Origin of the sequence: Bifidobacterium erythrocebi, from assembly GCF_012932675.1 — a bacterium.
Classification (GTDB): Bacteria; Actinomycetota; Actinomycetes; order Actinomycetales; family Bifidobacteriaceae; genus Bifidobacterium; species Bifidobacterium erythrocebi.
Window position 1 is genome coordinate 46,600 of record NZ_JAAIIF010000005.1, and the last position, 20,038, is coordinate 66,637.

General features: G+C 63.7%; 19 protein-coding genes, 3 tRNA genes and 1 other RNA gene. 18 read left to right on the plus strand and 5 right to left on the minus strand.

Annotation, left to right across the window (positions count from 1 at the left end):
• Positions 1–118: 118 nt before the first annotated feature.
• From G1C98_RS01275 to G1C98_RS01285, 3 genes are all read right to left on the minus strand, one after another.
• The gene (locus G1C98_RS01275; protein ID WP_169078513.1) at positions 119–793 is read right to left on the minus strand and encodes a flagella basal body P-ring formation protein FlgA; all 675 of its coding nucleotides are present in this window, start codon (positions 791–793) and stop codon (positions 119–121) included.
• A gap of 157 nt (positions 794–950) precedes the next feature.
• On the minus strand, positions 951–1,130 hold the full coding sequence (locus G1C98_RS01280; protein WP_169078515.1) for an FmdB family zinc ribbon protein: 180 nt from the start codon (positions 1,128–1,130) through the stop codon (positions 951–953).
• A 69-nt stretch (positions 1,131–1,199) separates the two neighbouring features.
• Positions 1,200–1,793 (minus strand): 5-formyltetrahydrofolate cyclo-ligase, encoded by a 594-nt coding sequence (locus G1C98_RS01285; RefSeq protein ID WP_169078517.1) that lies wholly within the window; start codon positions 1,791–1,793, stop codon positions 1,200–1,202.
• Positions 1,794–1,864: 71 nt separating this feature from the next.
• On the opposite strand from G1C98_RS01285, the gene G1C98_RS01290 reads away from it, so the two are divergent.
• The 16 genes from G1C98_RS01290 to G1C98_RS01365 all read left to right on the plus strand — a co-directional run bounded on the left by G1C98_RS01290 (position 1,865) and on the right by G1C98_RS01365 (position 15,827).
• Positions 1,865–2,554 carry a GNAT family N-acetyltransferase gene (locus tag G1C98_RS01290; RefSeq protein WP_240944873.1) on the plus strand — a complete coding sequence of 230 codons (690 nt, stop codon included), beginning with the start codon at positions 1,865–1,867 and terminating at the stop codon, positions 2,552–2,554.
• A 256-nt stretch (positions 2,555–2,810) separates the two neighbouring features.
• Positions 2,811–3,758: a hypothetical protein gene (locus G1C98_RS01295; RefSeq protein ID WP_169078521.1), complete on the plus strand. Its 948-nt coding sequence runs from the start codon at positions 2,811–2,813 to the stop codon at positions 3,756–3,758.
• 164 nt (positions 3,759–3,922) lie between these two features.
• Entirely contained in the window at positions 3,923–4,216 is a 294-nt protein-coding gene (groES, locus tag G1C98_RS01300) for a co-chaperone GroES (protein WP_169078523.1), read from the plus strand.
• A gap of 205 nt (positions 4,217–4,421) precedes the next feature.
• A tRNA-Tyr gene (locus G1C98_RS01305) sits at positions 4,422–4,503 on the plus strand.
• 1 nt (position 4,504) lies between these two features.
• A tRNA-Thr gene (locus G1C98_RS01310) sits at positions 4,505–4,576 on the plus strand.
• Between the two features lie 4 nt (positions 4,577–4,580).
• Positions 4,581–4,654, plus strand: a tRNA-Met gene (locus G1C98_RS01315).
• 55 nt (positions 4,655–4,709) lie between these two features.
• Positions 4,710–4,877, plus strand: coding sequence for a 50S ribosomal protein L33 (gene rpmG, locus G1C98_RS01320; protein ID WP_033508889.1), 168 nt, complete (start codon positions 4,710–4,712; stop codon positions 4,875–4,877).
• 59 nt (positions 4,878–4,936) lie between these two features.
• A complete protein-coding gene (locus G1C98_RS01325) occupies positions 4,937–6,121 on the plus strand; it encodes a UDP-N-acetylmuramate dehydrogenase (RefSeq protein WP_169078525.1) in 1,185 nt (394 codons plus the stop codon).
• Positions 6,122–6,230: 109 nt separating this feature from the next.
• Positions 6,231–7,769 (plus strand): APC family permease, encoded by a 1,539-nt coding sequence (locus tag G1C98_RS01330; protein ID WP_169078527.1) that lies wholly within the window; start codon positions 6,231–6,233, stop codon positions 7,767–7,769.
• Positions 7,770–7,802: 33 nt separating this feature from the next.
• The gene (gene fdxA, locus G1C98_RS01335; protein WP_033508887.1) at positions 7,803–8,120 is read left to right on the plus strand and encodes a ferredoxin; all 318 of its coding nucleotides are present in this window, start codon (positions 7,803–7,805) and stop codon (positions 8,118–8,120) included.
• A 63-nt stretch (positions 8,121–8,183) separates the two neighbouring features.
• Positions 8,184–9,392: a succinyldiaminopimelate transaminase gene (dapC, locus tag G1C98_RS01340; protein ID WP_169078529.1), complete on the plus strand. Its 1,209-nt coding sequence runs from the start codon at positions 8,184–8,186 to the stop codon at positions 9,390–9,392.
• Between the two features lie 55 nt (positions 9,393–9,447).
• An RNA gene (gene ffs, locus G1C98_RS01345) (signal recognition particle sRNA small type) lies at positions 9,448–9,544 on the plus strand.
• 84 nt (positions 9,545–9,628) lie between these two features.
• Positions 9,629–10,741, plus strand: coding sequence for a phosphatase PAP2 family protein (locus tag G1C98_RS01350; RefSeq protein ID WP_169078531.1), 1,113 nt, complete (start codon positions 9,629–9,631; stop codon positions 10,739–10,741).
• Between the two features lie 96 nt (positions 10,742–10,837).
• The gene (gene topA / locus G1C98_RS01355; RefSeq protein WP_169078533.1) at positions 10,838–13,831 is read left to right on the plus strand and encodes a type I DNA topoisomerase; all 2,994 of its coding nucleotides are present in this window, start codon (positions 10,838–10,840) and stop codon (positions 13,829–13,831) included.
• A gap of 147 nt (positions 13,832–13,978) precedes the next feature.
• Entirely contained in the window at positions 13,979–14,608 is a 630-nt protein-coding gene (gene tmk / locus G1C98_RS01360; protein ID WP_169078535.1) for a dTMP kinase, read from the plus strand.
• Positions 14,609–14,675: 67 nt separating this feature from the next.
• Entirely contained in the window at positions 14,676–15,827 is a 1,152-nt protein-coding gene (locus G1C98_RS01365) for a DNA polymerase III subunit delta' (RefSeq protein ID WP_169078537.1), read from the plus strand.
• A gap of 39 nt (positions 15,828–15,866) precedes the next feature.
• Here the strand turns inward: G1C98_RS01365 and G1C98_RS01370 are convergent, their stop codons facing one another.
• The gene (locus G1C98_RS01370; protein ID WP_169078539.1) at positions 15,867–16,880 is read right to left on the minus strand and encodes a LacI family DNA-binding transcriptional regulator; all 1,014 of its coding nucleotides are present in this window, start codon (positions 16,878–16,880) and stop codon (positions 15,867–15,869) included.
• A 191-nt stretch (positions 16,881–17,071) separates the two neighbouring features.
• Positions 17,072–17,332, minus strand: a complete 261-nt coding sequence (locus tag G1C98_RS01375) for an HPr family phosphocarrier protein (protein WP_169078541.1) — start codon at positions 17,330–17,332, stop codon at positions 17,072–17,074.
• Positions 17,333–17,615: 283 nt separating this feature from the next.
• Between G1C98_RS01375 and ptsP the strand changes: the two genes are divergently transcribed.
• Positions 17,616–19,265 carry a phosphoenolpyruvate--protein phosphotransferase gene (gene ptsP / locus G1C98_RS01380; RefSeq protein ID WP_169078543.1) on the plus strand — a complete coding sequence of 550 codons (1,650 nt, stop codon included), beginning with the start codon at positions 17,616–17,618 and terminating at the stop codon, positions 19,263–19,265.
• Positions 19,266–19,421: 156 nt separating this feature from the next.
• On the plus strand, positions 19,422–19,976 hold the full coding sequence (locus G1C98_RS01385) for a YbhB/YbcL family Raf kinase inhibitor-like protein (protein ID WP_169078545.1): 555 nt from the start codon (positions 19,422–19,424) through the stop codon (positions 19,974–19,976).
• The last annotated feature ends 62 nt before the right edge of the window (positions 19,977–20,038 follow it).

The window sequence follows — 20,038 nt, forward strand, 5'->3', positions numbered from 1 at the left end:
AGCCTCTTTCTTCTCCCATATGTATGCGCCATGGAATCGTCTCATGATTGCACGGCTTAAGCCTTTAAGGGCATGTGCCCATGCTATCCCATGCCGTTACGGGTGAATCGCCGGCTCACTAACGGTGTACCGCGACGATCGGCCCTGATTCGCCGGCCTTCATCACACGAATGGCCGATTCCGGGTTCAAGGCTACGGTCAGCTGATCACGTTCATCCCCGCTGCCGCCTTGCTTTGCTTTCGTGGCCATGATGGTGGCGTGGTCGGCCAGCGTGCAGGCCGCTGCCTGATTGCCATCTCCGTTCTCTCGGTCCTGTGTTTCCTGCGCATCCGGTTTGCAGCCCACAGCCGAGACCAGCGATACCGCATCTCCCGGTATCAGCCCGTTGATGCTGTTCGCCACGGCGATGTCGAGCACGGTGTCGCCTGCCTTGACCGTGGGGGCGCTGCCGATGCTGCCGGCATACAACGGCTGACCGGCCTCGATGGGGTGCTGCGCAACGGAACCCACCGCCTTGCCTATGGTATGGAGCGCATTGCCGGTGATGGATGAGGCGGGAACCTTCGTCATAACGACATCGTCATGCCGAATGGTCGCCCCGCGCGCAATGGATGAGGTCGCGGTCACAATGGTGTCCGTGCCGGTGATGGCATCCAAAGTATAGAGAAAACCGAACAGCGCCAGACATAGCGACAGCGCGGTGCCGCCGCGGGCAAGCCGTTCGCGGCGGCGTCTGGCCGCAAGCGTCGGAGCGGTAAGAGAAGACCATGGCGGTGCATTGGTATGGTTCATACCGCCATGGTCGTGGAGGCGGGATATGTGCGCAAGCCATAACCGGTCCTGTGGATAACACCCCGCCGAATGTTCACAGGTCGCGCACGTTTGCGTGTGCAGGTTGCCATGTACCCGTTCCCGCCGTCACAGGCAATGCAACCGAAGCCAACCGAAGTCAGCTCTTATCGGTGCGGTAGAAGCCGGAACCCTTGAACTCGATCGGGACCGCGGAATACACCTTACGCACCTGCTCCTCGTTGCATTCGGGGCAGATGGTGATCGGATCGTCGCTGAAGGACTGGTACTTGGTGAAGTCGTAGCCGCAGTTCTTGCAGCAGTAATGATAGGTAGGCATGCGTTCCTCCTGGATAGACGTCTTACTCGGGTCGCAACCGTTCATATCCTAGTCGGCACGCTGACACGGTTACGCTTGTGGATAAGCGATGGCCGAGTACCCACAAGGCGTGTACGTGGCGGTGACGGGAACATCGTGCGGCTCGTGGGGGAGAGCGCTGTGGCCTACTTCCCACGGCCAGCACACGGTCACTACCGGAGTCCCCGGAACGCAATGCGCAAGCGCCCGGTCGTACCAGCCGCCGCCTCGTCCCAGTCGCACCCCGTGGGCATCGACCAGCAGCGCGGGAAGCAGCACGAGGTCGGCGTGGGCCAGCGCGCTCGCCGGCAGCGTATCGCCGGTCGGTTCCTGCGGCCGGTGCGTGCCGTGATCCTCGACCGCGGTGCCGGAATATTCGCCCCAACCGACGTCGAGCCCCCTGCCGAGCCGGGGCAGCAGCAGGCGGTACCCCCGTTCGGCCAGTGCGCGCAGCATCGGCCGTGTCTCGATTTCCGATCCCATGGAAAGATAGGCCGCCACAGTGTGGTGCAGTGCGGGCAGCGGCAGTGCGTCGATGCCGCACGCCAGCGCCTCACCGGCTTGCCACCGGTCGGATACGCTGGTGGTTTTGCGCCGTCTGATGGCGTTTCGGCGCAGGATCTGCTTTGCCTCGTTCGGTTCCATGCCTGCCAGCATAGCGTTGCCGGTTCGTCTGACGGTCGCAGTGCGCCATGCCCGTCCGATTCGATGGCACAATGGGAAGCGTGTTGTTGTTTCAGGCTTTGCGTGACGCCTTGGGAGTGGCGTCGCCGAATGCCATCCATACGCCTTTGGCGTTGCATGCCCCGGTGGGTGGCGTGCCGATTTCCCTGCGCACCATGGATATGGACGACGCCGACGAGTGGAACGCCGTTCGCTGGCAGAATTCCGAATGGCTCAAGCCTTGGGCCGCCGGCGATCCCATGCATGGGCCGGGCATGACCTTCGCCCAGTGGGTGCGTCAGCAGCGGCGCAACGAGGCGCAGGGCACCGGCGTGGTGTTCATGATCGAGTACCGCAAGCGTATGATCGGGCAGATCTCCATCGGCGCGATCACCTATGGCGCGATGCGCAGCGGTGTGGTCGGCTATTGGGTGGCGCGCGAATACGCCGGTCATGGCATTGCCCCCATGGCGCTCGCCATGCTGGCGGATTGGGCCATCGGCAGTCCGGACGGCCCGCAGTTGCATCGTCTGGAGATCGCGATTCTTCCCGAGAACGAGCGTTCCCTGGGTGTGGTGCGCAAGCTTGGTGCCCGCGACGAGGGTGAGAAGGCCAATTACATGTATGTCGATGGCCGTTGGCGCACGCATCGCGTCTTCAGTCTGCTTGCCGAAGATGTGGAGGATGGGTTCGAATCTCGTCTCATATCCCGACACGCCCACGAGGAAACTCGAATATTGTGACGCCGTTCACCTATTCTTGAAAGTTATGGGATACGATTCGCTGAGCACGGTCATCGTGGCGGTAATCGTAATTCTTGGAATCGCGGTCTGGCTGCCCTTACGAACGTCCAACAGCATGAAGCAAGTGCTGGAACATCGTGCGGACAAGTTTTCGGCTTCGTTGCATCTTGTGGATGAGCACAGCGGAACACGGTTCAGCGATGGCCAGACACATATGGAAGGGGTTGGGATGCAGCCGAACACGAAGCAGCCGGGTATGCCTACGGCAGAACGCGTTGCTCAGGTACGCAGCCTTCGTCGGGCGGCGATCAAGCGCCGCCGCATCATCGTCGCCACGTTGGCGCTGATTACGGTGGTGGTGTTGGTCTGCGCGTTCTCGCTGCGGTTCAGCCCGTTGTATGCGCTGATTCCCGCCGCGTTGCTGGTTGTGGTGCTGGCGTGCGGTGTGCACGCGGCCAAGCAGGCCCGTGAATGGGAGCATGAATTGTCGTTGGCCCGCAAGCGTGTGGCGGGCAATAAGGCCGTGGCGCAGGCCCAAAAAAAAGCGCGTGAGGAGCAGGCGGCGCAGCATGCCCGTCAGCAGGCGCAAGAACAAGCGCAAGCCGTAGCCGCCGCCGCAGCGGCTGCCGCGGAGCCGCCCACCGACGAGATGACGCAGCGTGAGATCCGCCAGGTACTGCGTAAGGCGCAGATCGAACAGCGCAAGGCATTGGATGAGCATGCCGCTCAGCAGGCCAAGGAACAGGCTCGTGAACAGGGTAAGGAACCGGCCAAGGCCGAAGTGGCCGTGGTGGAGCGTCCGTTGCCCGAGCCGCGTTCGGAATCAGAGACGGTGCGTGAGGCCGGTGCGCAGGATCTGATTTCCTTCTCGCTGGGCAGACCGCGTGTGGATGCCGCTGCCGCCGAGTCGGCGCAGGACGATCCGCGCAGCCTTGAAATCAAGTCCACCCGTCAGGTGTCCAAGGCGGAGCCGGTCGATACGGCCGAGCGCGAGGCATTGGCGGCACAGGCGAAGATGGAGACCGAGCCTGCCAGGCAGCAAGGAGAAGCCGCCGATGCGCAAGCCGTGAAGAACGGCGAGACCAGCGACGTCGATTCCTTCCATAAGGCCGAGGAGGAGGCTCAGGTGGCGGTTCCCGCTGCGACATCCGATTCCCTGGGAAGCAATCTTGAGGAGATTCTTGCGCGTCGCGTCGCGCAGTGATCGGGCGATTTCTCTCACAGCGTTAGCACTCGAGTTGGCAGAGTGCTAAAAATCGCGCTACGATATGGCTTAGTGCTTGAAACCACTCAGGTGATCGTCAGCCTCTTGGGTCCGTTTCCTGGCGCAGATACACTGAACAACTATCGAATACGAGGTGACCCACAGTGTCGATTAAGCTCACACCGTTGGAAGACAAGATTATCGTCAAGCAGGCTGAGGCCGAGACCCAGACCGCTTCCGGTCTGTTCATTCCTGATAACGCCAAGGAGAAGCCGCAGCAGGGCGAGGTCCTGGCTGTTGGCCCGGGCCGTCGCAACGATGCCGGCGAGCGTATCCCGGTCGACGTCAAGGTCGGCGACAAGGTGCTGTACTCCAAGTACGGCGGCACCGAGGTGCACTACCAGGGCGAGGACTACCTGATCGTCGCCGCCCGCGATATCCTGGCCATTCTCGGCTGAGATTCCTATCGTTTCGGAAAACCCCGCGTTTTTTCGCGGGGTTTTTCTGTTGTCTGAGCCGGTCAACCCCGTCTGAAGACCCCGTCAGGCCGCATATTTCCTTGCGACACGCCGAAAAGGGGTGTCGAGTTGCGAAAGTCTTCCAGACATGGCATATTATTCGAGTTGCCTGTTGAGGTTCAGCCAAGACAGGGAGCAGAGACCTGGCGGATTTCCCAAGCGGTCAAAGGGAGCTGACTGTAAATCAGCCGCTTCGTGCTTCAGTGGTTCGAATCCACTATCCGCCACGCCCCGATAGCTCAGTGGTAGAGCACTTCCTTGGTAAGGAAGAGGTCGTGAGTCCAATTCTCACTCGGGGCTCTCTGGCGGGGTAGCTCAGCTGGCTAGAGCGTACGACTCATAATCGTAAGGTCAAGAGTTCGAGCCTCTTCCTCGCTACAAATTGCGCCCGTTAACCGACGGGCGCTACTAATGACTACAGAGGTGAATGAACATGGCTAAGAGCGCCGACATCCGTCCCGGCATCACGCTGGCATGCACCGAGTGCAAGGAGCGCAACTACATTACGACCAAGAATCGTCGTAACACTCCTGATCGCCTTGAACTGAAGAAGTTCTGCGCTCGCTGCGGCAAGCAGACCGTGCACCGCGAGACCCGCTGAGCACCCAATGCTTTGAAGACCCGACCCAATCGGTCGGGTCTTTTTGTATGCTGTCAAGCATGACTTCATTTGCAGACATCACCACCATCGCCGTCGGCGGCGAGATCGATCGTTTTGTAGAACCCACCACCCGCGTCGGCGTCATCGAGGCCGTGGAGGAGGCCGACGCCAAGGGGCTGCCGCTGTTCGTGATCGGCGGGGGATCCAATGTGCTCGTCTCCGACGAACCGTTTCACGGCGTGGTGGTGCGTGACGCGCGCCGCGCCATCACCGTTCCGGACGAGGCCGCCCCCGTCGAAGGCGGCGACCGCACCGTACACGTGAACGCCGAAGCCGGGTGCAATTGGGACGACTTCGTCGACTTCTGCGTCGGACTCGGCCTTGAAGGCGTCGAGGGGCTGTCCGGCATTCCCGGCACCGTGGGCGCGTCCGTGGTGCAGAACATCGGCGCATACGGCCAGGAAGTCGGCACCAGCGTCGAATCGGTCGAGGTATGGGATAGGAAGGATAAGCAGACCAGAAACCTTACGGCAGCCGAAATGCGGTTCGGCTACCGCATGAGCGCGCTGAAGGCGAGCATGTACCAGGCTCCGGCGGTGCCGGCGGGCGAATTCTTCCCCACGCCGCGCTACGTGGTGCTGTCCGTCACCTTCGCGTTGACGCACAGCGATACCGGCACCGTCGGGTACGGCCAGCTCGCCAAGGCGCTGGGCGTCGAGGTCGGCGATCGCATGGCCACCAGGGATATCCGCAACGCCGTGCTGAAGGTGCGCGCCTCCAAGGGCATGCTGGAGGACGCGACGAGGTACGCCGCGCCGGCCATGCAAGGCACGAAGAAGGCCGAGCTTGTCGATGTCGCGCTGCAGGCGCAGCAGGGGCAGGCCGATCCCAACCGCCACAGCTGCGGCAGCTTCTTCATGAACCCGATCCTCACCGCACAGCAGGCGGCACTGCTGCCGCCGGACGCACCGCGGTTCGACGCGACGCTGCCAAACGGCAAGCCCGGCATCAAGACCTCCGCCGCCTGGCTCATCGACCACGCAGGCTTCCACAAGGGATTCAAGACCACGCAGAACGCGGAGGCCGGCCTGTCCACGCTGCACACGCTGGCACTGACCAATCGGGGGCAGGCCGGCGCCCACGACATCGAGACGCTGGCGAAAACCGTGCAGGACGGCGTGGAGCGTGCCTTCGGCGTTCGACTGGTGCCCGAACCCGTGGTGGTGGGCTTCTCGCTGCGGTAAACCGCATGGTGACCGCCTCGTAACGTCCGGTTTTATGGTGGTGATACAGTCGCTATCCGTTTGGAGCGGGGGAAGTACGCCGCGCATATGATCGGAAGAGAGGACACCGGTGAACATATTTCGAAAGAAATCCGTCGAGCAGACGCTCGCGGAGACAGCGGAGACGGGGCATAGCCTCAAGCGCGACCTGACCTGGTGGGATCTGGCCATCATGGGCGTGGCCGTGGCGGTGGGCGCCGGCATCTTCTCCATCGGCGCCCAGGCTGCTGCGTTCCACGCCGGCCCTGCGGTCATCCTCAGTTTCCTCATCGCCGGCATCGTATGCGGTGCGGCCGTCATGTGCTATGCGGAGTTCGCCTCGATGATCCCGGTGGCCGGTTCCGCCTACACCTTCACCTATACGACCGTCGGCGAGATCGTCGCCTGGATCATCGGCTGGGACCTCATCCTGGAGATGCTGATGGCCGGATCGGTCGTCTCGAAGTACTGGGGCGTCTACCTCAACGATTTCTTCCGACTCGTGGGCTGGAACATCAACACCAACGTCGCCATCGGCTCGTTCCACTTCGATTTCGCACCGATCATCATCGTCGCGTTCTTCACCGTACTGCTGGTATTCGGTACCAAGATCGGCGCCCGCGTCGACGGCGCGCTGACCATCCTCAAGATCGCAATCGTGCTGTTCGTGGTCATCGTCGGATTCTTCTATATCAAGGCCAGCAACTTCACCCCGTTCATCCCGCCGAGCGAACCGGCGGCGTCCGACTCCACCTCCGGCGTGAGCGCCGCGATGAACCAACCGCTCTGGCAGTGGGTCACCGGCATGACGCCGACCATCTACGGCGTGACCGGCATCCTGTCCGGCGCGGCGCTGGTGTTCTTCGCCTTCCTCGGCTTCGACGTTGTGGCTACCACCTCCGAAGAGGCCATCAACCCGCGCAAGAACGTGCCGCTGGGCATCGGCGTGGGCATGGGCATCATCATCGTGCTGTACACCCTCGTCGCCATCGTGACCACCGGCATGGTCTCCTATAAGGATCTTGCCAAGCAGGACAGCCCGTCGCTGGCCACCGCGTTCGAAATGGTCGGCGCCAACTGGGCCGCCAAGATCATCAGCTTCGGCATCGTGATCGGCCTGGCCACCGTGGTCATGGTGCTGCTGTTGGGCGTCACGCGCGTGGTGTTCGCCATGAGCCGAGACGGCCTGCTGCCGCGTGCGATGAGCCACACCGGCAAGAACGGCACCCCGGCCCGCCTGCAGATCGGCGTGGGCGTGGTCATGGCGCTCATCGCCGCCTGCTCCAACGTCGACGTGCTCGCCGATATGGTCAATATCGGCACGCTGTCGGCCTTCACGCTGGTCGCCATCTCCGTGCCGATCATGCGCAAGAAGCGCCCCGACCTCAAGCGCACGTTCAAGATGCCCGGCAACCCGTGGATCCCGATCCTCATCGCGCTGGCGAACCTGTGGCTCATGCTCAACCTGAGCGTGCTCACCTGGCTTCGATTCGTGGTGTGGCTCATCGTGGGCTTCTGCATCTACTTCGGCTACGGCTACCGGCATGCGCGCCTGGGCAACGGCGAACTCGCGGGCGCGGCGAAGAGCGGCGAGAGCGACGCGGCGGGGCTTGCCCAAGCCGAAGAGTAACCTAGTGAGAAGCGATTTTCCAAGGAGGTAACCATGCCATACGTTATCGCCCAGCCTTGCGTGGACGTCAAGGACAAGGCATGCGTGGACGAGTGCCCGGTCGACTGCATCTACGAGGGTTCCCGTTCGCTGTACATCAACCCGAACGAATGCGTCGACTGCGGCGCATGCGAGCCCGTGTGCCCCACCGAGGCCATCTTCTACGAGGATGACCTGCCTGACGAGTGGGCCTGGTACAAGGACGCGGCCGTAAGCTTCTTCGCCGAGGTCGGCGACCGTGGCGGTGCCGGCGGCGAAGCCATCGGCAAGGATCCCGAACAGGTCGCGGCCCTGCCGCCGCAGAACCAGTAACGGCACGCATATGACGCCTTTCCTTCGGGAAAGGCGTTCTGCTAGATACGGAAAGGAACGCCCATGGGCTTTCATGAATTCTCATCACCCTACGATTGGTCCCGCATCGCGGACTACAAAACCGTGGCCAAAGCCGTTCCCGGAGGCATGATCGACCTTTCCGTGGGTTCCCCGGTCGACCCTGTTCCGGCCAGCGTGCGACAGGCGCTCGCCGATGCATCGGACGCCTCCAATGCGCACGGCTATCCCGCCACCATAGGCAGCGCCGACCTGCGCGACGCCATCCATACGTGGTTCCGCACCATGCGCGGCGTGGATCTGGGGGCCGTGAACGCCGGCGTGGTGCCCACCGTCGGTTCCAAAGAGTCCGTGGCGCTGATGGCCAGCCTGCTGCATCTCGGCCCCGGCGACGTGGTCGTGCAGCCCAAGGTCAGCTATCCGACCTATGAGATCGGCACGCAGCTGGCGGGTGCCACCGTGCTGAAGGTCGATGATGTGGCGGATGTCGACTCCTGGGTGAACGTGCCGGGCGTGAAGGCCGTGTGGGTCAATTCCCCGAACAATCCTTCCGGCAAGGTGCTGGGGGCCGACTGGCTTGCGGAGATCGTGGCCGCGGCACGGCGCATCGGGGCGATGGTGCTTTCCGACGAATGCTATGCGCTGATGGACTGGCGTTCGGCGCGTGCCGAGGCGAGTGCGGAACAGCCGGATAATGCCGGATGCGCATCTGCACAGTCGTTGTCTGCCACGCCCTGCGCGCTGAGCCCTGCCGTGTGCGAAGGAACCGCCGACAACGTGCTCGTGCTGTACTCGCTGAGCAAGCAGAGCAACATGGCCGGCTACCGCACCGCGTTCATCGCCGGTGACTACCGCGTGGTACGCGCCATGAGCGACTACCGCAAACAGATCGGCCAGATCATCCCAGGTCCGGTGCAGGCGGCCATGGCGGCCGGATTGCGCGACGTGCAGGCCGTGCGCGCGCAGTGGGAACGCTACTTCACGCGCCTTTCGCGCTTGGTGCGTGCCCTGCGCGCATACGGCTATCAGGCGGATATGCCCGATGGCGCGCTGTACGTGTGGGTCAAGGCCCTGAATGGCGATTGCTGGGCCGACATGGCCGAGCTCGCCAAGCTGGGCATCGTGCCGAGCCCCGGCGAATTCTATGGCGCGAAGGACTATCTGCGCTTCTCCGCCACCGCCAGTGACAAGTCGATCGACACGGCGTGCGGGCGGCTTGCCTCGGCACCGCATGGGGCCGCCGGCAACGACTGATCCCATCGCGCGACCCGTCGGCGAATCGCCGAAGTCCGGTCGTAGTGTAAACTGAATTACGCCTCTACGCGGCGTTACGTCACCGAACTCCCCCAGGGCAGGAATGCAGCAAGGGTAAGTGGCCTCTGTCGGGTGCGTAGAGGTTTTTCTATATCCAAAGGCCTGTGCCGGGTGGGAACGAAGCCGTTCCCGTGCCACGGCGGCTGCTGTTCCTCTGATGCACTACTCTTAAAACCATGACCGACGAACACACTCCAATGCAGCCCATGCAGCCCATGATCCGAGACCCCAAGGCGCCTGTGAATCTGCTTGACGATTTCGAGGAGACCGGGATCGTCACGCCGAACAACCGGTTGTCGTTGGCCGACTTCGAGGATGAAGGCGGACTGGATGCCGAACCGGAGGAGCTGGATGCGATAGGCTATGTCGATCCGCTGAACGTTCGCCCACGTACCTCAAGCAGGGTGCTGTGCGCGGTGTTCGGAGTGCTGTTGCTGGCTCTGTCCGGCCTGGCGTGGTGGCTGGGCGTGTGCACGGAGAGCGGCCAGTCCTACGACGACATGGTGGAAAGCACGTTCGCGTCGATCGTTCCCGGTTGGGTGGCGGCTGTGCTGGGTGCCGGCACGCACCCCATGGTGCTGATCGTCTCGTTGGTCATCGTGACCGCCGCGGTGGCGGTTGCCGTGGCGCGCAGGCGATGGTGGTTGCTTGGTCAGATGGCGGTGTTCGCGGCGCTGTGCTTCTGCGCCTCGTTGCTCAAATACGTGCTTCCGCGCCCGTTCATCATCAAGACCGTAATCGACAACGCGCATAATTCCGCGCCGTCCGGTCATACCATCCTGGCCATGATGGCCGCGGCGATGCTGGTTGCCGCGGTGCCTCGCGCCTGGCGTTGGGTCGCGTCGCTCGTCGCCATGGCGTGGGGGCTGTTCGTCGGCCTGTCGGTGGTATGCGGCAAGTGGCATCGTCCGAGCGACGTGGTGATGTCCATGCTGATCGTGGGCGGACTCGCGCTGCTGATGCTTGCCTGCACACGCACCTCCGGCATGGATGCGCTGGGTACGCGCCGTTCCTCCGTCGGCGTGCAGATCATCTCCGCCGTGGCCATCACCGCCGGCCTGTTCGCCGCAGTGTTTGCCGGGTACGTGATCTGGCAGGTGATTCCCGGCCTGAGCATCAGCGCGGCATGGGCCAAAACCGACGCGGTGCATTCCTCCGTGCTGCTTATCGCAGGCATCGACGCCATGGTGTTCGGCCTGATTCTGGCGACGCGTCAGCTGACCGCCTCGCCGCTGAGCAAGATCGGCCTGGTGGGCGAGCCTCCGGCCCCGCCCCGCAGCCGTGGCTGACACGCTTGATAATCGGCACCGGGCGTGCGATATGAAACGGCTGACCACATGTCGTGAGTATTATGGCTCACGAAAGCACAGCAATAAGGAGAGGGAATGGCAGACGGCAGCAAGCTTGTGATCGTAGAGTCTCCTACCAAGGCGCGCAAGATCAGCGGATACCTGGGGGACGGCTATACCGTCATGGCGTCGGTGGGGCATATCCGTGACCTCGCGCAGCCCAGTCAGATACCTGCGGCCGACAAGGAACGGTATGGCAAGTTCGGCGTGGACGTCAACAACGGGTTCAAGCCGTACTACATCGTCGGAGCCGACAAGCGTAAGACCGTGGCCGATCTGAAGTCCGCCCTGAAGAAGGCCGACGAGCTCTACCTCGCAACCGATGAGGATCGCGAGGGCGAGGCCATCGCATGGCATCTGGTGGAGACGCTTAAGCCGAAGGTGCCCGTCAAGCGCATGGTGTTCCACGAGATCACCAAGAACGCCATCAAGCAGTCCCTGGAACAGACCCGCAATGTCGACGCCGACATGGTGGATGCGCAGGAGACCCGCCGCATCCTCGACCGACTGTACGGCTACGAGCTGTCGCCGGTGCTGTGGCGCAAGGTGGGGCCGGGCCTGTCCGCCGGGCGCGTGCAGTCCGTGGCCACCAGGCTGATCGTCGAACGCGAGCGCGAACGCATGGCCTTCACCCGTGCCTCGTATTGGGATATCGTGGCGGGTCTTACCGCTCCGAACGCCCAGGGCGAGAACGTGGATTTCGAAGCCCGCATGGTGTCGCTGGGCGGCAAGCGACTGGCCGCTTCCAAGGATTTCGGTGCCGATGGCAAGCTCACGCCGGCCGGATTCGCGGATAATGTCTGCCAGCTGACCGAGGCGGAGGCCACGGCTGTCGCGCAGGCGTTGCGCCAGGCGCGGTTCACGGTGGTGTCGATGAAATCGAAGCCGTACCGCCGCCAGCCGCTGCCGCCGTTCACCACCTCCACGCTGCAGCAGACGGCAGGCAACCGGCTCGGCATGAGCTCGCGTGCCACCATGCGTGCGGCGCAGGGCCTGTATGAGAACGGTTACATCACCTATATGCGTACCGATTCCGTCACCCTGTCGAGCGAGGCCATCGCGGCCGCGCGCAACGCCGTCGAATATCACTTCGGCAAGGCGTTCCTGTCCGACAAGCCCAAGCAGTACGCCACCAAGACCGCCGGTGCCCAGGAGGCCCACGAGTGCATCCGTCCGGCGGGCTCCCAATTCCATGATCCGAGCGAGCTGGCCACCAAGCTGCCGAGCGACCAGCTGAAGCTGTATACGCTGATCTGGCAGCGCACGCTTGCCTCCCAGATGGCCGATGCCACCGGTTCGACGGCCACGGTGAGGATCTCCGCCCCCGCGGAAGGCCACGGCGAGGCCATGTTCCAGGCTTCCGGCACCGTAATCGACTTCCCGGGCTATATGAAGGCCACCGGCGAACAGCATCACGCCGCCAAGCGTGACGACAAGCGCGAGAGCGGCGACACGTCGTTGCCGCCGATGAGCGCCGGTCAGCAGCTGGACGCCAGGGATGTGCAGGCCGACGGGCACGAGACCCAGCCGCCGGCACGATACACGGAGGCGTCGCTGGTCAAGACGCTTGAAGCCAAGGAGATCGGCCGCCCGTCCACGTACGCCTCGATCATCTCCACCATCATCGACCGCGGATACGTGTATGAGCGCGGACGTGCGCTGATTCCCAGCTGGCTTGCATTCGCCGTCATCAAACTGCTGGAGACGAAATTCCCCAAGCTGGTCGACTACCAGTTCACCGCCGACATGGAGAACGGGCTCGACCAGATCGCGCACGGCAAGCAGACCGGCCGCGACTGGCTCACCCGCTTCTACTTCGGCGACGGCGACGCGTCGGCGACCAATGCGGACGAGGCGCATGAGGGACTGCAGCGCCAGGTGGCGCAGCTGGGCGAGATCGATGCGCGCGCCATCAACACCATCGAGATCGGCGACGGCATGCATGTGCGCGTCGGCCGGTACGGCCCGTACCTGGAGGATATGGCCCATACGGACGAGAACGGCAATCCGAAGCGCGCCCCGCTGCCCGACACCATCGCGCCCGACGAACTGACCGTGGAGGTCGCCCGCGACCTGATCGAGAACCATTCGGGCGGTCCGCGCGAGCTGGGCAAGGATCCGAAGACCGGCGGCACCGTGGAGGTGCGCAACGGCAGGTTCGGCCCGTATGTGGCGCTGGTGCCCGTCGAGAGCGAAGACGCACCCGCTGCCGCGCCGGCGGCCAAGGGGTCGAAGAAGTCCGCTGCGCCACGCCCGAAGATGGCCAGCCTGTTCAAGACGATGAGCCCGGAATCCATCACGCTGGACGACGCGTTGCGTCTGCTGAGCCTGCCGCGCGAGGTCGGCTCCTACGAGGAGACGAACCCCGAGACCGGCGAGATCTCCGTGTCCAAGGTTGCGGCGAACAACGGTCGTTACGGCCCGTACCTGACCAAGACGAAGGCGGACGGTTCCACGGAGACCCGTTCGCTCAGCTCCGAGGACGAGATCTTCACCGTCGACATCGAGGCGGCCAAGGCCCTGTTCGCGCAGCCGAAGTACCGTGGCCGTGGTCGCGGGGCTGCCAAGCCGCCGATCCGCGAACTGGGAACGGATCCGGAAAGCAAGAAACCCGTGGTGATCCGCGAGGGGCGCTTCGGCATGTACCTGACGGACGGCGAGACGAACCGCACGTTGCCGCGCCAGTACGATCCCGCGACGATCAGCCCCGAGGATGCCTACCGCATCCTGGCGGAGAAGCGTGCGATGGGACCGTCGAAGAAGCGTGGTCGTCGTGGTGCCGCCAAGAAGACGTCCAAGAAGACCGCCGCGAAGAAGTCGACTGCGAAGAAGACCGTGAGCGCGGTCGAGGCGAAGCGTGCCGAACGCCGAGCGAAGGTGAAGCAGCTGGCCGACCAGGGGTGGGCGAATACGCGCATCGCCGAGGAGCTGGGGTCGACGCCGTCCACGGTGAAATCCGATATCGCATGGCTGACCGAGAACGAAGGGTACGAGCGCCCGAGCGTCGTGCCCAAGGGCTCGAAGAAGTGACGGAGCAGCGGCAGCGTTGCGAACGTCGCAGGGTACAGTGATGAATATGCACCAAGGCATATTCATCTCCTTTGAAGGACGGACAGTCCGGTGGACTGTGCGTAGCAGTGAGCAGCGGCAGCGTTGCGAACGTCGCAGGGTACAGTGATGAATATGCACCAAGGCATATTCATCTCCTTTGAAGGCGTCGACGGCGCCGGCAAGACCACGCAGGTCAACAGGCTGCGCGATGAGCTCGAAGCGATGGGCCGTGAGGTCGTCGTCACGCGCGAGCCGGGCGGCACGCCGCTTGGCGGGGCCATCCGCAAGCTGCTGCTGCACGGTGTTCCCGGCGGATCGGCCGATATCGCGCCGCGTGCCGAGGCGCTGCTGTTCGCGGCCGACCGCGCCCAGCATGTGGCGGAGGTTATCCGTCCTGCGTTGGAGCGTGGCGCTGTGGTGATCACCGACCGGTACCTTGATTCGTCATTGGCCTATCAGGCCGGGGGCCGTGAGCTCACCGCCGACGAGGTTCGCTCGCTCAGCATGTGGGCGACGAACGGGCTTCTGCCCGCGCGAACGTATCTGCTTGACATGGACCCCGCACTTTCGCATACGCGTCTTGACCACGATGAGGATCGTATGGAATCGGCCGGCGACGCGTTCCAGCGTCGTACACGTCAGGCGTTCCTCGATCTGGCCGCCGGCGAACCCGACCGGTTCCGCGTGATCGACGCTTCGGGTACGGTGGAGAACATGTGGCGTGCCATTCGCGCCGACATTGCGGACTTGCTGTAGACGCCGCGGCCCAAGAAATTCGCATATTCATATAAGAACGCAATACGACGCAAGGGGGAGTGCATTCATGAGCGTGTGGGATGGCATCATCGGGCAACGGCCCGTGTGCGACATGTTGTCCGCGATCGCGACGGGCGACCCGTCCAAGCTCGCACAGTCATGGCTGATCTGCGGCCCTCCCGGATCGGGGCGCTCGAATCTGGCGCGCGCGTTCGCGGCGGCCTTGGAAAGCCCAGATCACGGGCTCAATGACGAACCCACCCGCGTCACCAATCAGGTGCTTGCCGGAACGCACCCGGATGTGAGTATTCTCGCCACCGACAAGGTGACCATCGGCATCGACGAGGTGCGCGAGCTCATCACCGTGTCCGAGCAGATGCCCAGCACCGCGCCGTGGCGCATCATCATCATCGAGGACGTGGACCGTATGCTGGAGCGCACGACGAACGTGCTGCTCAAGGAGATCGAGGAACCGGCCGAGCATTGCATCTGGCTGCTGTGCGCCCCGAGCGCGCAGGACGTGCTGCCCACCATCCGCTCCCGTACGCGCATCGTGAATCTCGCCGTCCCGCAGCCGGCCGCCGTGGCCCAGTGGCTTGAGCAAAGCAACGGCATCGATGCGGATATCGCCGAACAGTCGGCCCGTCTTGCCGAAGGACATATCGGCGTCGCAAAACTGTATGCCACCGACGAGCGGGTGCGTTCAGAACGCGACGAGCTGGTGGCAGGCGTACTGAATCTGCGCCGCGCTTCGGATGCCGTGTTGCTGGCCGACAGGCTGAATGCCGATGCCAAATCGCAGGCGGAGCATGACGTGGAGCGTGCGGCCGAGAGGGAACAGGCCGATTTCCGTCGGATCAACGGGCTGGGGGAGTCGGATCGCATCCCGCCCAAGCTGCGTGGCGCGTACAACGCCATCGCCAAGAAGGAGGAGATCAAGCGCAAGGCCACGCGCCGAAGCCGTGACGTGCTTGATCGTGCGCTGAACACCATCGCCAGCGTGTACCGCGATGTCGCGGTTCTGCAGAACAATGCCGAGGAGTCGGTCGGGCTCATCAACCGTGAGCATCGCGCGGCCATTACGGAACTTGCCGCCGGCATGCCGCGTGCCGCGGCCGTGGCACGGCTCGACCATGTGGCCGTGGCGCGTAAGCGGCTCAACGGCAACGGTAATCCGCTGTTGGTGTTCGAGGCCCTGTTCTGCGCGTTGCTTCCCTGACTCCCGAAACGTGGGTGCGCCTCGGCGGGGGAGCATGGATTAGGCTCTGTTGCCTGTGAATCCCGTGGATTCGCGGATCACCAGCTGCGGCAGCAGCGAGATATGCGCGGGCGTACCGCCGGCATTGGAGATCAGCCGCAACGATTCCGAGACGATCTGCTCGAACGGCGGGTGCACGGAGGTCAGCGTCGGCATGGTCGTCGCCGCCAGCGGGGAATCGTCGAAGCCGACGATCCGCACATCGTCCGGCACATGCAGTCCCAGCGTGTGCAGCGCCACCATCGCGCCGAATGCCACCGCGTCGTCCGCGCATACCAGCGCGTCCGGCCTGTTGTCCTTGGCGAACAGACGCATCGAGCAATCGTATCCGCGCTGTACCGTGCGTTCGCCGAACTGGTTCCAGTCGGTGTGCGTGGCAAGGCGGTACGAGCGTACCTGGGTGTGGAACATGGTGAACAGCTCCGCCGATTCGAAGGAGATCTCCTTGCTGGCCATGTAGGCCACGGCGTGTGCGCCGCGTTCGGTCAGATGCCGCATGATGAGCTCCATCGCGGCGTTTTCGTCGATGGAGACCATGGAGGTCTTGAATGATTGCTGGTGGCCGCCGATCTGCACGATCGGCATGATGTCGGCGTAATGGTCCAGCGTGTCCGTCAGGTCGGCATCCGTGGCGGGTACCACGAGCAGGCCGTCCACGTGCCGTGAGGCGAGGGACTCGATGCGGCTTATCTGCGTGGCCTGATCGCCGCCGATACCGATCATGAGCTGTTGTTCGTCGGCGTCGATGGCGTATTCGATCTCGTCGAGCAGCTGGGCGCTGAACGAGTCGGTGGCGCTGGGAATGACCAGGCCGATGGAGTTGGTCACGTCGCTGCGCAGCGCGCTTGCCGCATAGTTGACGGAGTAGTTGAGCTGTTCCGCCGCCTCACGCACCCGTCTGGCGATGTCGTCGTCCTTGTTCCGTTTGCCGGACAGCACGCGGGACACGGTGGCGATGGACACGTTGGCCAATGCCGCGACGTTCGTGATGGAGCTGTTGGACTTGCCTGCCATGGTCTCCTTTTCATATGGTTCGTGCGTGTGACGCGGTTGCGATGGACGGATTGGGTGCATGGACCGGAAAAGCGTGAAACATTCCGTGGAACATCAGGGCGATGTATGTGCGCCGAAAGCCTTTCCGAGAATAGAACGGCCGCCCGTCAAAAATGGCGGGCGGCCGAAACGCACAAGGGGTGAGGGGTGACTCACTCGGCGTTCACGAGGATGTTGACCAGGTTGTCGGCAACGGTCTCGTCGTCGGCGCCCTGCACGTCGATCACCACGGCGTCGCCCTGCTTGATGCCCAGGCCCATGACGGACAGGATGGAGCCGGCGGGAACGGCGTTGCCGCCTTCCTTGGCGATGGTCACGTTGCAGCCGGAGGCGGTGACGGCCTGGGCGAACTGGGCGGCCGGACGGGCGTGGATGCCGACGGGATCGTTGATGGTGATGGTGCGGGTTGCCATAATGACACTCCTTTGAGTCGATGTGTTCTGTTGTTCCTAACAATCATGCGGCAACATGCGCGCCGCTGAGGAACAGTGTAGCACTTTTTCGCAAAACGCGGAAAACGTTTACCGTTTTTGTGTCGCGGATTACCGGGTGTATACTGGCCACTGGCTGAAAATGATTTACCGGCAAAGACGGTGGGGGTCATTGCAGTAACATAACGCGCCGAGTACGCGCGCATATCCAATTGTGCTGACCGCGCAGCAGGTGGTCGGAAGTAATTAGGAAAGGGAGTCACTCATGATTATCAAGGGTGTTGGCATTGGACGTGGCGTCGCAGTGGGCAAGGTCATCCGCATGGCCCCGCCGCTGGAGGAGCCGGCCGACGTCCGCCGTGACGCATCGATCAGCGCGGTGGAGGAGAACGAGCGCGTGACCAAGGCCATGGCCAAGGTGAACGCCGAACTGAACCGCAAGGCCGAGCAGGCCGCCAACGGCGACGAGGGCGCCAAGCAGGCCGCCCCGATCCTGCAGGCCATCGCCATGTTCGCCTCCGATCCCTCCCTCGCCGAAAACATCAAGAACCTCGTCAACGGCGGCAAGACCGGCGAACGCGCCGTGCTCGAAGGCTTCGCCCAGGTCGAGGAGATGTTCAAGATGATCGGCGGCTACCAGGCCGAACGCGCCGCCGACCTGCACGATGTCGGTCAGCGCGTGATCGCCGAACTGCGCGGCGTCGCGGCTCCGGGCGTTCCGGAATCCGACGAGCCGTTCGTGCTGGTCGCCGAGGACCTGTCTCCCGCCGACACCTCCACGCTTGACCTCGCCAAGACGCTCGCCATCGTTACCTCCCAGGGCGGCCCGACCTCCCACACCGCCATCCTGGCCCGCGCCCGCGGCATCGTGTCCGTGGTGTCCGCCGCCGAAGCCGAGGATCTGAAGGACGGCGAGCAGGTGATCGTGAACGCCGCCAAGGGCGAGGTCATCACCGAGCCGACCGACGAGGAGATCCAGCAGGCCGAAGCCGCCAAGGAACACGCCGCAAGAGCCAAGGAGCTGCGCGGCCAGGCCGGCGGCACCAAGGACGGCCACCACGTGCCGCTGCTCGCCAACCTGGGCAAGCCCGCGGATGCCAAGACCGCTCTGGAGTACGGCGCCGAAGGCGTCGGCCTGTTCCGCTCCGAATTCCTGTTCATCGGCAACTCCGAGCCGCCGAGCGTCGAAGAACAGACGAAGGCATACACCGAGCTGCTGAGCCAGTTCCCGGGCAAGAAGGTCGTCATCCGCATGCTCGACGCCGGCGCCGATAAGCCGCTGCCGTTCCTCACCCCGGAAGACGAGCCGAACCCGGCTCTGGGCCTGCGTGGCCTGCGCACCCTGCGCGAGCACAAGGAGGTCCTGGAAGGCCAGCTCAAGGCGCTCGCCGCCGCCGACGCCCAGACCGACGCCGACCTGTGGGTTATGGCCCCGATGGTCGCCGACGAGTACGAGGCCGACTACTTCGTCAAGCTGGGCAAGAGCTTTGGTCTGAAGAAGGTCGGTGCAATGGCCGAGGTGCCGTCCATCGCCCTGATGGCCGACAAGGTCGCCGATGTCGCTGACTTCGTGTCCATCGGCACCAACGATCTGACCCAGTACACCATGGCCGCCGACCGTACGCTCGGTTCCGTGGCCGGCTACCAGACCGCATGGCACCCGGCGGTGCTGCGCGCGATCAAGCTGATCTGCGACGCGGGCAACGCCAAGGGCATGCCGGTCGGCGTGTGCGGCGAGGCCGCCGCCGACCCGGATCTGGCCGTCGTGCTGACCGGTCTGGGCGTGAACTCCCTGTCGATGACCCCGGTCGCCCTGGACGACGTACGCGCCCAGCTGGCCGAAGTCACCTTCGAAGAGGCCCAGGCCAAGGCCAAGGCCGCGCTGAACGGCGACTTCTACAAGCCCGCCCAGTGATCGCCGGGTAGACTCCGATTATCGTAAGACCCCATCGGCCCCCACTCCTCTGGGCCGGTGGGGTCTTCGTTATGCTGCGTTCCCTGCCGGAGCCGACGTATCCGCCGGGTGGGCCGAACACGGAGACGAAGCAGGGGACGCGATACACTGAAGCATATGAAGATCTCCGCTGATTTCACAGTCGTGCCCGACGACTTCGCCAAGGCCGCGGCACCGGAATATCGGGTGGACGGCGTGCCCGCCATCTCCTTCCCCTTCTACATCGATGAGGTCGCCCCCGATGCACGTTACCTGCATTGGGCATTCACCGACCCCGATTCCATCCCCGTGTGCGGATTCGAATGGATTCACTGGATCGTGGCGAATCTGCCGATCGACGCGTTGATGTTCGATTTCAACGATTCCCACGCGCTGGCTATTCCGCCCGACTTCTCACGTCAGATGCCGGGCATGATCCCCGAGGCGGTGCAGGGGCGCAACTCCTCGGCGTCGCATTTCGTGGGGCGCAGCAGCGATGCCTCGCTGATCATGCGGTACAACGGCCCGCAGCCGCCGGACAAGGATCACGACTACTGCCTGCACGTGTGGGCCACCAAACAGCCGCTGCCCGGCTTGAACCAGGGATTCTGGCTGAATGAGATGTTCCACCGCCTGCGCGAGGCCGAGGAAACCCCCGACCAAGGCGTCATGTACGTAACGGGACGCGCCTGAATCTGAATAAGGAAAGCCCTGTGGGCTTTCCGCAGGCGCGTCCGAGCGCGGCAGCGCGAGGC